General features: G+C 55.4%; 1 protein-coding gene. It reads left to right on the top strand.

What is annotated here, in order from left to right; translation table 11 throughout:
• The first annotated feature begins 2342 nt into the window (after positions 1 to 2342).
• Positions 2343 to 13721: a Calx-beta domain-containing protein gene (locus tag Poly41_RS09420; RefSeq protein ID WP_146525651.1), complete on the top strand. Its 11379-nt coding sequence runs from the start codon at positions 2343 to 2345 to the stop codon at positions 13719 to 13721.
• Positions 13722 to 13747: the final 26 nt, after the last annotated feature.

Below are 13747 nucleotides of genomic sequence, written 5' to 3'. Positions count from 1 at the left end.
GCAGCACCAACGCGGATCCTCAATTGAGGATAATTCGCGGCGTCCAGCAAAAAGTCCAGTGGAGTTGCACACAAAACCAACCCGTCAATGCATGCAAAACGCAGGAGTTATGTGGTACAACGAGCCCTTTGGGAGAGGTCGAGCCTAAGCGAGGGAGAGGGAAGACAGGCTGCGATGACAACATGAAATTCCAGCACGGTTTCTATACCGGCCCTCCCCCTCGCTGCGCTCGACCCCTCCCGCTGCGCGGGCAGGGGTGGTTGGATACCTAAACACTGTGTTAGTCACAACTTAAAAACTGCACGACCTCGTTTTTGGGGAGAGGGGTTGGGGGGTGAGGGGCGCAAGCACAAGCAGAACGGAAAAGGACCGCACGCATCCCAGTCGCCTAAAGGCTACGACTCCAGCACCTTCCGCAATCGCCTAAAGGCTACGACTCCAACCGGCACCCTTTCTTCCATCCGTAGTAAGCGGTTTCCTGACGCTGCTTGTCAGTCGCCGCCTGACAAGAAACTGTGTTCGCATTTACGCTCACCGCGTGTCGCATCCGGCATCGGACGAGCGTTCCGATAGCCGATAGCCGATAGCCGAATTAAGGCTCCCTTCTCCCACGATTATAAGGTCATGCGGTTCTTAAGTTGTTACCAATTCAGTGTTTAGGTACCCAACCACCCCTGCCCGCGCAGCGGGAGGGGTCGAGCGGAGCGAGGGGGAGGGCCGGTATAGAAACCGTGCTGGAATCTCATGCTGTCATCGCAGTCCGTTTCCCCTCTCCCTCGCTTAAGCTCGACCTCTCCCAGTGTGAGAGGTGAATCTTGTAAATCTTTTTCATTAAACGACTTAAGGGCTTCACGACCCGCGCAGCGGGCGGGGTGTACCTCGCCCTTTGGGAGAGGTCGAGCGCAGCGAGGGAGAGGGTTTCTTGGCATCCAATTGACTTGCTCCATAGGACCACTTTCGAATCGGTGATACTTTCCATCGGTCTCCAAATCCCCACCGATTCGTCAGGTTACCCAGTGTGAGAGGTAAATCTCGTGAGCCTTGTTCAATCAACGAATTAGAAACTGCACGAGGTCTTTTCGGGGGAAACGGAAGTCCGATCAATTGCGAGTTGCTGCTTGAATCTGCCCCCAGCCTCCTCATCAGCCCTCCCTTTCCCTCCCCGAAAAAGTTCCCTTCTCGGTCCCTTGCAAAACACCCGGGTGATGGACAGGTGTTTCATTTGTGGGTGTTTCTCCCTATACCAGGTGTCCATATGGACCTAGCCTTCTGTGACAATTTGCCACTTCGCCCGTGTGGGGGTGCTTCGCCGCCCAGCGGAGACGGGTGAGGAAATGCGCCCCGTTAAGCAAAGCCGTGAATCACCACTCGCCCGTCCATCATTGCTCAACCGTCTCCATTTGGTCATCGGCAAGAAGGGAAACCGATTTCTCTTTTCGCCGGCGATTGGATGCATCCCCTCTCTCGCCAATGGATCCTCGCTCCACCGCCTTGTTTTGGTTAAGAATGTCGAAATTTACGGTGAAAAACTGACTTGCCAGCCACGTTTTTCGAGCCCTCCACGATCAATATCCGATGCGATTTCCAACTTGCGCCACTAAAAACGCACAGCTCATTCGATCGTACTCAGGAAACGGATAAAGAAAGTGCGATTCTTTGTTCTCAATCTGAGGCGCCATTTCGCAGGCCTCGGTATTTGCCGTTTTGTTACCCTTCTGGACCGCCGCGGAAGTGTCCAGCGGCGGTTCGGACATCGAGGAAAACGAACCAACTGCTTTGGTAAGGCCACAGATGAACAGTATCTGGAGAAATTCGAAAAAAACTTGACTCGCTACTTGTACCCCCCGTCGGCGCGTCTATCATCATAGCTGGAACATCCGCGAATACCCCCACCGCTGCGCTAATTTGTGCAGTCAACCTAACTCTCCTAAAAGGAAGAATTCTGCCAGGCGAAACAAGCGATTCCGTCGACCGCGTTGGTCAATTGATTGCCTGTTTTTTGCCAGTAAGAACTCGCCTCCATGAAAACCCGTTTGCATGATCGAACCTCCGTTGGTGTCGCACCTTTTGGCGTGGCTTCGCTGAGAACACCGCTTTCGAGTGGTGCCGTTCGATCTCTCGTCGTTCGCTCGCCCCGTCTGAGAGAGAACGGCGAGAGCGGTATCAGGGGCCTAATAGCAGGGCGTTGTCAGGTGATGGTTTTCGCGCATGTCTCTATTCACCTTGGTTTTTCTCAATTGTTGCGACACAGCGGCCACGCGTTGTGCTCACTCGGGTTCTCCCCGAGTCGCTTAAGCAAACCCGTGGCATTGTCACTTCCCGCTTAGTTTAGGTATTTGAAAATGTCGATTCGCCGTAACTTCCGTCTTTCCAACACGAACAACAGCAACCCTTCACGGATGGAACGACTTCGCCAACGCGCGAGCCGCTGGACCGCCCGTATCGAAGCCCGCCGCCAATCCTGGATGGAAAAGCGAGCCGCTCGGCTGGAGCGCTACAAGAACGCCTTCCGAGGATCTTGGCTGACTCAGATCGGCCTCGGCTTGGCGATGATCGTCCGAGCGATCCTCTCGGTGCCTTTCGTTCGCAACATGGCGGGTGCTCAGCCCAGCATGGGTGTTGTCTCCGGTAGCAATGGCTTGTTCGGTCGATTTGGCAAATCACTTCGTCGCAAAAAGAACAAGAAGAACAAGAAGAGCCAACCCCGCTTCGCCACCAGTCGCGGACGCACCTTCATGGCGGAAAGCTTGGAGCAACGAATGTTGTTGGCTGGCGATATCGCGCTGATGGATCATCGCGTGGAATTGAATTCCGGTGGCGGTGGTAGCGATGACGAGGTCGCGAACCTGAGTCAATCCTTGACAACTTTGGGACACACAGTCACCGGGTTCACGGACCTGAGTGCTGCTGGGATTTCGGCCGGGGTCGCGGGCCAGGATGTGTTGGCCATTCCCGAAATGGAATGGGGCGATGCGCTGACGGAGATCGATGCACCAGCGCGAACGGTCATCAGCAACTTCGTCAATGGCGGCGGGCATCTGATGGTCCATTCGGATTCTTTTGGTAATGAGAACTCAGCTGAGTTGCTGAACGCAACATTCGGTTGGAGTTTGGTAGAAAGTTCTGCGATTAACTTCTCGACCACGAAGACAGCTGCAGCAGCTACCACGCCTTTCGCAGCTGGCCCGGCCACGCTCGATGGCGACAATGGAACTCGTGGTTTTGAGACCTCATCCCTGCCGGCGGGCGCGGTAAGCGTGTATGACGATGGCACCGACACATCCGTGTTCTACGCTCCCGTGGGCAGCGGATCAGTGACCTTTGTCGGTTACGACTGGTTTGATGCGGCTCCCAATGGGGCGAACGCAGCCGGCACCGATTTGGCCGACTGGGCGTTCGTGATCGACACCGTGGCGAATTTCAATGGCCCGACGGTTCTTCCAACTGCGGTCAGCGTTGTTGCCACCGATAGTGATCCGAACGAACCGGGGATCACCTCTGGCGATAACGGCCAGTTCACCTTCTCGGTCGATAGCCCTGCTCCGGTTGGCGGCATTGTCATCAACTACGCGCTCAGCGGTGTTGCGGAGGAAGGTGCCGGCAAGGACTTTATTGCCGTACCTTCGAGCAGTACCGTGACGATTCCTGAGGGACAAACTTCGGTCGTCGTGGACATCGACGTCGAAGACGATTCGATCTATGAAGCCGATGAAGACATCGTCTTGACGATCACCAGTGTGGTCGGCACCGGAGCGTCGATCAGCCCGATCGCCGGTTCGGCCTCGATGATTCTGACCGACGATGAGTTGCCGCCAGAGGTGAAAATCACTGCCAGCAACAACGCCAATACCGAAGACACCGATGACGGTTCCTTCAAGATTGAATTGGTCGGTGCCAGTGGTGGCGCTTCGGCGAATATCACGGTGGATTACACGATCGGTGGTGAGGCCGTTCCGGGCGTTGATCACGACTTGGCATCAGGCAGTGTTACGTTCACCCCTGGCCAAACTTCGAAAACCTTAACCTTTTCGCCTGTCCACGATTCGATCGTCGAAGCGAACGAAACGGTGACGATGAAGTTAACCGGTGTCGCCACGACATTGCCTGGCGTGACTTACAACTCCTCGACCGAAACAACCAACATCATCGACGACGATGACAACAAAGTCGAACTGGACAGCACGGACGGAGCTGAGCCGAACAGCGACGCTTCGCTTACCTTGTCACTTTCGGATCCAGGAAGCCCGTCGAGCACTGATACAGCCGTCGTTCTAAGTGCGACTCCTGGGGCTGGTGAGGGTGCTGATTATGGCACGGACTATTTCTACGTGACCAATCGACCGGCTGCACTCTATAACGAATCCGAAAATAACAACAACAACTCTCAAGCAGACAATTTGAACAGTGCCGCGTGGACCGTTGCACTCAATGATGACATCGCCAATTCGACCGTGATGCCGCACGTGACCGTTAAAGGCACCGGCAATGGCAGTGTCGATTTCTTCAAGTTCGATGTCCAAGCGGGTGAGAAGATCATTCTGGATATTGACAACACCGGCGGTGGAATGGATTCCTGGTTGACGTTGTTCAAAGGTACGGACGAGCTTGATGACAACGATAACTCTGCTGGCGATTCCGGAAGTTCATCCGCCAACGATTCGATGATTACCTACACTGCACTTACCAGCGGTACCTACTTTGTTCGCGTGGCGCATGGGTCGCAAGCGGGCAACATCCCTGGCGGTGATTCCTATGAGTTGCATGTGTCGCTTGACACGCCACCAGTGGTTACCCCCGTCCCAGCTGATTTGATTATTCCAGCCGGCGAAATCTCAGCAACCGTTCCTTTGTTCGTGATTGACAGCAACGAGGTCGAAGCGCTCGAGGATGTCGAATTCGCGATCACCGCTGTCAACGGCGACCCTCAGATTACCGAGGCATCACCTGCTCAGGAGACAACGGTTGAGATCACTGATGACGATTCGGCTTTGGTAAACATCGTGGGCGGCGTCAATGCGACCGAGCCCGCCACCAACACCACCTTCACCGTGACGTTGACGAATCCTTCGTCGACCGAAACGAAGGTGCCGTTCGTTGTGGACGCCGGAGCGCTCTTCCCCAGCGGCGATATTGCTCAATACGGAATCGACTATACGCTCAGCGGACCAGGAATCGCGATCACTCAACCGGGCACCTTCCCGGCGGATCCTGTCACGGGCGTGGTCACCTTCGCTCCAGGACAGACCACGCGGACCATCGATTTGAACGTAATCAATGAGTTGGTCGTCGAAGATGACGAAACGGTTACCATCGAGTTGCTCAATGGTCCGTCACCCACCGCGGAAATCGTCGGCGACGATGACATTTCGTTGGGAACCAGTACCGCCACCAACACGATTCTGGACGAAGACGAAGCTTACGTTCGCGTTGACGCGGTCGATTCGGTGGCTGGCGAGCCAAGCAATGACGGTTTCTTCCGTGTTCAATTGGCGTTGCCCGGAACCACTTCGGCACCGCCGATCACTGCGGTGACCTCAAGCGTCGATACGATCATCGAGTACGACGTGTTGGTCAGCGGCACATCGGCCACGCCAGATGATGACTATGTCGCATTGAGCGGTGTCGTCACGATTCTCGCCGGTGAAACATCCGCCATCATCCCGGTGACGGTCCTTGACGATTTGGATCTAGAGGGAACCGAAACGGTCTCGATTCAATTGGTCGATTCGGCTCCACGTGAAATCATCGGCGACTCAGGCGTAAGCTTGGACATCGAGCCGAACGGCATCACCGACACCGTGACGATCTCCGATAACGACGAGTTGACGGTCAAGATCGAAGATGTGGTTGATGGAGAGGAAGGTGTGACCAATGGCCAATTCTTGGTTTCACTTGTCGGTGACGCAGGTGCGATCGCTCAGTACACGACGGACGCTGTCGGTCCCATTGTGATCAGCTACACGGTAACGGGCACTGCAAGTGATGGACTCGATTACACCACGCTGAGCGGCACGGTATCGATTCCGGCTGGCAGCTCGACTGCGACGATCGACATTCTCGTGGAGGACGATGAGTATTTCGACCCGAACGAAACCGTGACGATTACCCTCGATACGATCACGTCGCAAGACCCAATCGGACTCGGCGGCTCGGGCGTCAAGCTCGACGCGATGAACAGCGACACGTTGAACATCATCGACAATGAAACCGGTGAAGTCTCGATCAGCAGTTACACGCCTGCTCGTGAGCCAGGTCAAAATGGATCCTTGACCTTTACTCTCGATGGGAAAAGCCCCAACGTGACGGTGATCACCTTTGGTGTGAACACCTTTGATACCGACGATGACCCTGGTGATAGCGATACCGGTCAGGACGTGGCAACTCAGGGAACCGATCACGCCTTGTACAATGGCACGATCACCTTCTTGCCGAACGAAACCAGCGTGACGATTCCCGTTCCTGTGTTGAACGACACTGACACCGAAGGCTTGGAAGTGATTCCGGTTGAAATCACTAGTTTCTTGAGCAATTTGGGTGGCTACAGCATCAATGGAAACTCCGCTCCGCTGGGTGTTGACTACAGTGCACCAAGTTCTCGCGCTGAATTGCCGATTCTGGCCGATCAAACCGTGGACGTGGTTACGGTGAACAACGCCACCGAAGGCGTTATCGATGGCAAGTTCCGAGTGGCGATTGAAACGCCGAGTGCGGCCGATACCGTGATCACGTACAAAATTATCTCTGCAGGCGGTTCGAAGGTCAATGCGGACGAGGGTTCTGATTTCGAGACGCTCTCCGGTACGGTAACGATTCTTGCGGGTGACCTAACGGCTGACATCGTGGTTGACGTCACCGGGGCACCGTTTGACGATCTGCAAACCGAAGGCGATGAGTATGTCAAGATTGAATTGCTTTCGGTCAGCAACACCGCCGATCCCGATATCACGATTGGCTCGACCGACAAAGCTGAAGTCAAGATCAGCGACGACGACGCCGGCTTTGTGAACATCGCCGCGGTCAACGACGGTGAAGAAGAAGGCCCGGTGGATGGCAAGTTCCGTGTCACGCTTTATGATCCCTCGGGAACGACTCCGATCACCAGCAGCACCGATACGAAGATTAAGTACTCGGTGACCGATAATACGGGGCCGAACAGCGATTTCACACCGCTGTCGCTTACCGTTACCATTCCGGCTGGCCAGACGGGTGCGGACATCGATGTCTCGATTATCGATGACAGCCTCGTGGAACTTGACAGCGAATCGATCACGATCACGCTGGACTCGTTGCTTGCTCCGACGGATCCACAAATCAAAATTGGTTCAATTGCTGGGCCAACACTGACATTTGGTGCAACTCAAGATACTTTCTTGGAAGCTTTTGGTACTGCGGTCATCAACGGTGGTGACTTGCTCATTCATGTCGAAGGTCCTGGCGGACCTGGCATTGGCGAAGCACAAGGCTTGTTGCGTTTCGACAACATTTTTGGTAGCGGCGCGGGCCAAATTCCACTCGGAGCAGTGATCAGCTTCGCCGGATTGCAAGTTGACGTGGACAGCGTGGGAGCGAATGTCGCCCTCCATCAAATGTTGGTTGACTGGAGCCAGTCGACCGCCAGTTGGGATAGTTTCGGCGGTGGTATCCAGACCGATGGCGTCGAAGCCGAAGCCTTGGCCGAGGCTCTTCTCGGCGGCGGTAGCGGGTTCGCGAACGTCACTTCGACGGTTCAGGATTGGTCGGATGGCGATTCCAATTACGGTTGGTCGTTATTCTCCACCCTGGGTGGTGCAGCCAATTCGGTCGACTTCTATTCGGAAAACAGCTCCTCGGATCCGATGTTGACTGTCGACCTGAACGTCTCGGCGACGATCAACATCATCGACAATGATGATGCGACGGTTGAAATCGATAGTGTCACGGCCGGCAAAGAACCGGGTGGACCTCTTGGCAACCCGACGGGTGCCGCGAACGCAGCCAAAGCGGTCATTAAGTTGAGCGAAGCTGCTTCAACGGATACGTACGTTAACTACACCGTCACCAACGGCACGGCCACAGCAGGGACCGATTATGTGGCGACCAGTGGTACAGCGAAGATTGATGCTGGAACCACGTCCACTACGATCCGTGTGCAAGTTTTGGACGATACGATCAGTGAAGGCACCGAAGATGTGGTTGTGACCTTAACGGGTATCAACTACGGGCTTGGAACGGATGGTAACATCACGCTTGGTGGCAACACGGTCGAGAATGTTGATATTAACGACAACGAAGTCGGTAAGTTGACCGTCAGCAAAACCAACGCAGCCGAGAACAACCCAGGCAGCCCAACCGATGGTAGTTTCACGATCACCACGGATGTGGTCAGTGACGAAGCGACGTTGATCGAGTACACGATCACCGGAACAGCAACGAATGGCGGCGATTATGCAACGCTGTCGGGCACGGTCACGTTGCCGGCTTACCAGCCGAGTGTGGTGATTCCAATCGACGTGAAAGAGGACTTTGTCAACGAAGACAATGAAACCGTCACGATCACATTGGATTCGGCCACGCCAGGTAACATCACATTGAATCCCAATCCGGCGTCGAACACGGCAACCGCGATCATCGACGACGATGACGACTTGGTCATCTCCGTCGTTGCCACCGATCCCACCGCAACCGAAGGTGCGGATGATGGCGAATTCGAAATTCAACTGAATTACGAGAGCGACGAAGATGTCAAGATCGAGTACACGGTAAGTGGGCCGGGGGCTGGATTGGCCGTTCCTGGACTCGGAGCCGTCGGTGACGACTATGCACCGCTGCTCGGAACGACCGCAGGGTCCGACTACTACAGTGGCACAATCACGGTTCCGGCAGGCACTAAGGTTGTGACGTTGCCAGTCGATGTGATCCAAGACTTCATCAATGAAGCGTCCGAAGATGTGATTGTGACGTTGGACACCTTCACGATGTTGGATGCCGGAACGTCCGATCCTGGCAACAATACCAACGTCAGCTTTGGATCGACGACCGACACGGTCACGATTTTGGACGAATTGTTTGACGTGACGATCAAAAAGACCGATAGCCCCGCTGCAGAGCCGGGACTCGGTGCGGGTGGCTTCAACGGCCAATTCACCGTCTACATCAGCAATGACTTGCCGGTCGACGTGAACGTTGTGGTCACGCTACAAGGTGGCTCCGCAACGCTCGGCGATGACTACGAATTTGGTGGTGCCTCGTCGCCGACGGCGGTGACGCAGATTGTCACGATTCAAGCGGGTGAAACATCGGCGACCTTGGACGTCGAAGTGATTGATGATTTGCTGAGCGAAGGCACCGAGACGATCGACGTGAAAGTCACGGCGGTCTCGGCAGTCAATTCGTTCTACAATCCACTGTTGTCGATTGGACTCAGCGGTTCGGATATCGCCCAGGAATCCATCCTGGACAATGACGACATCAACGTCACGATCAGTGCCGTCAACGGTACGGAGCCAGGCGGAGTGCTCGACGACGGTAAGTACGTGTTCACTCAAAACGTTAAGAGTGCGCATGACACGGTTATTACTTACAAGTTGGTTCCAGCGGGAACCGATGCGACCGCTGGCACGGATTATGTCGCCATCACCACCGGTACGGTGACGATCCCGGCTGGTCAAACGACCACGACTTTGACCCTCGACGTTCTGAACGATACGCCGGCTGTGGTGGAATCCGATGAGTATGTCGAAGTGAAGATCGATGGTGTTAGCAGCACCGGATCCAACGTGGTCGGTGGCAGCGGTTCGGCCGTCGCCACGATCTTTGACGACGACAATGCATTGGTGTCGCTCGAAGCGACTGACGACGGATTGGAACCGAGCAACCTTGGCTTCTTCCGCGTCAACCAAAGCGTCAAATCCGATACGGCGACCGTGGTGACCTACGACGTGATCCTGACGCCGCCAAATGACGCAGTGCCGGGTGCAGCGGCCGGTCCGTTGACGGGCCCAGGTGTAATCGACTACGTCACTCTTTCGGGTACCGTCACGATCTCAGCGGGTCAGACGTTTAAATACATCGACGTCACAACCTTGGACGACCTGCTGATCGAGGATGCGGAAGGGGTCACCGTCAAGCTGACGGGTTTGACGACCGGATCGACTGGCACGACTTCGGGCGTGACGATCGATACCGCGAACGACACCGATACTGCATTCATCTTAAGCAATGATTTGGGCAAGGTCAGTGTTGCCGCAGGGGTTGATGGTAAAGAAGGCGGTCCGAACGGTACCTTCACCATCAGCATCGATAAGCAAAGTGATCAGCCAACCGTGGTTGCTTACAAGCTGAATCCAGCCAATTCCGACACCGCTTTGAATCCGAGCGATTACACGACGCCACTAACCGGTACCGTGACGATCCCTGCTTTCGGCACTCAGACGACATTGACCATCAATGTCAAGAATGACTCGGTCGGTGAGCCGACTGAAAATGTCAGTGTTGAGTTGACGGGAATCGTTCCGAACGCCGGTGACAACAATGCGTCCCAAATCAGCATTGATGGTGCCAACAAAACGGCTTCGATCGATATCGAGGACAATGACTCGCCAAAGCTGACGGTGTCCGACCCGACCGTCACGGAAGGTGTTTCACCGAACTCAGTCGATGTAACGGTCAAGCTGGATGTCGCGACACAAGCCGGGTTTACGGTCGATTACACCACGGCCAACGACAGTGCGGAGGCGGGTAGTGACTACACGACCAAGTCCGGCACCCTGACCTTTGCGGGCAACGCCGGTGAAACGAAGACCGTCACGATTCCGATTGTCAACGGCAATGTTGTCGAAGCAACGGAGAAGTTCTTATTGAAACTGTCCAATTACACTCCGCTTGCACCGGTTTCCCCTCAAACGGGACCTGCTGGAGCGGTTGATATTTCCGACAAGGGTAATATCACGATCAAGGACAACGACACGATGAAGTTCACGATCGGTGATCAGACGGTCAATGAGGACGCTGGAACGATGACGTTCACGATTACGGCTGACAAACCGAGTGACATTGCTGTCGACCTGGACGTTTCTTACACGACACCGGGCGGTGCGGTGGCGAATTCGCCAGGGCTGAACACGACCGATGCCGAAGGCAATGTCTATGAAGACTTTGACGGACCAGGTGAACCATCGCTTCCGGCCGATACGGACTACGACAGCGGCACCGACGAAATCACGTTCGGTGTGGGATCAACGGGACCTCATACCGTCACCGTCGCAATTCGCGATGACATGACGGTCGAGGGTGGCCTGAGCAATGATGCTGGCTTTGAACGATTCTTGGCCAGCCTGAACATCACCACCGCCTCGGCAACGCTTGGCGATCGCTCCTTTAACGACAATGATACGGCCATTGGCAAGATCAATGACGTTACGGGCGGTGACGCTGACGAAGCGGACGTTCTGCTCTCGGTAACCGACGGACTGGCGAAGGAACCGGCCGATAACGGCCAATTCAAGGTCACCATGTCGAAGCCGAGCAGCTACGACGCCAAGATCCCTTACTCGGTGCAAGTTGCCAGTGACAGTGCCACCCCAGGTGTCGATTACACGACGCTTTCCGGCGTGGTCACGATCCCTGCGGGACAAACGACCGCAGTGATTGATGTCAACGTGCTCGACGATGCCGGCAATATCTTGCTAGAGGATGACGAATTCGTCCGCATTACCTTGGTCGATCCGATTCCGGCTGGAAACGCCGATCCGAATATCTCGATCCATGATGATAGCGAGATGGAAGAGGTGAGAATCGAGGATACCGATACCGCGGTGGTCAATCTGGCCGCAACCACGCCCAATGCGGCCGAACCTTCGACCGATGGCCAGTTCACGGTCACCTTGAGCGAAAAGAGTGACACCGATACAGAAGTCACTTACTCGATCGCAACGGGTGTCGGGAATGCCACGAATGGTTCCGATTATGTGTTGCTCGACGGCGTGGTCACGATTCTGGCTGGCGATACGACGGCAACGTTTGATGTTGATGTGAAGGACGATTCGATCATCGAAGGCCCTGAAAACGTCACGGTCACCTTGACCGGGTTCACGTTCGGTGGTCCGTCGAATGCGGACATCGAACTGGGAACATCGTTGACCGACACCGTGGTGATCGCTGACGATGATTCCAACATCATCGTGTCGATCACCAATGCGGGTGACGGTAGCGAACCAGAAACCAACGGCGCGTTCTTGATTGAGTTGAAGGACGCTTCGGGCAATCCGGTTCCAGCACCATCTGGTGGGGTAACGGTCAACTACACCAAGGGGGGCACGGCAACCGCTGGTTCATCCGGTGACTATACGGGTCTATCCGCCGGATCGGTCTTCTTCGGTGATGGCGAAACCAGTGCTTTGTTGGAAGTCGACGTTGAAGACGATGTGATTCCCGAGCCGACCGAAACGGTCATTGTGACGCTTGCATCAGGTGTCGTGACAGCCGGCTATGGTGGAACGCCGCCCGTCGGAACGACTGGCACGTTTGTCGTCGACTCAACACCGGCGACGGTCAACATCACGGACAACGATCCGGTCAAGTTCACGATCGTCGATGTATCGACGAGCGAGGACAACGCGACCGCAACGGTGGGTGTGAAGTTGGATAGCTCAATGGCAGCATCCGTTGGCTCGATTGACGTCACGTTGAACTTCGTCGACATCGTGCCGGGTGCCACGCTTGGTACGGACTACACCCTTCCTGCGTCAACGACGGTGACATTCAACCCAAGTGATCCGGTGGGAACGGTCAAGTCGATCACGATTGATATTGTTGACGATAGTGATGTCGAGCCGTCCGAACTGTTCGGAATCGAGATCACTGCCGTGCCTGCTATCGTTGGTGTGATGATTGACGACAGCGATCAGGGATTTGGTGTGATCGCCGACAATGACGCTCCGCCACCACCACCAACCGTTACCAATGTGCGAGTTGCAGCCGTGACGGACGGCCCGGTCCTAGCGGGTTGGACTCCAGCGTTTGTCGAAGAAGTTGACTCGGCTCCGTCGGGTCAGGGTCTAGGTTTCTCGATCCCAACCGGTTCGGTAGCCCAGGTTTCACCGATGTCATGGAGCACCATGAACCGGGTTTACGTTGACTTCAGTGAAGATGTGCAAGGCTCGGGCGTTGGCTCACTGCCAGATGCCACCGACTTCGCGTTGACGCCGGATAATGCGGTTGGTCCCAACCCGGTGACGATCGTCAGTGTCAGCTACGTACCCGGTACGCCACGTGCGACATTGGTCCTCAGCGGCCCGATGGGACGCGATCACTACACCTTGGTCGTAAAGGATACGATTGTCGCCACAGCTACCGGTTTGGCGCTGGACGGTGAGTTCGTCAACGAGTCGGATACCTATGCGACGAGCGGTAATGGGACGCCGGGCGTCGACTTCTCGATGCGATTCGCGGTTTCGCCCGCTAACGCCAGTTTCCAACTGAATCCCGAACAATTCGGTGCCGTTGGCTTCGATGATCTCGGAATCATGTCGCCAGCTCTCGGCTCGTTGCTCGGAGGTGGTTCTTACGACGCCGCGGCTGACTTCAACGGTAATGGGGCTGTCGGATTCGACGACCTTGGGATCATGTCGCCCAATTTGTTCTCCGCGTTGCCATTTGCCGCCAGCCTCGATCAATTGATGGCTGCTGATGATGACGACACCCTAGCCCCCGAACTGGAAGAAACAATCACTCTTCTGGTTTAGGTAGATTGACAAGGCTAGGTGGTATG

This window comes from Novipirellula artificiosorum, from assembly GCF_007860135.1.
Lineage (GTDB): Bacteria > Planctomycetota > Planctomycetia > Pirellulales > Pirellulaceae > Novipirellula_A > Novipirellula_A artificiosorum.
The sequence above is the reverse complement of the archived record's forward strand: the minus strand, read 5'-3'. Positions and strand labels throughout refer to the sequence as shown.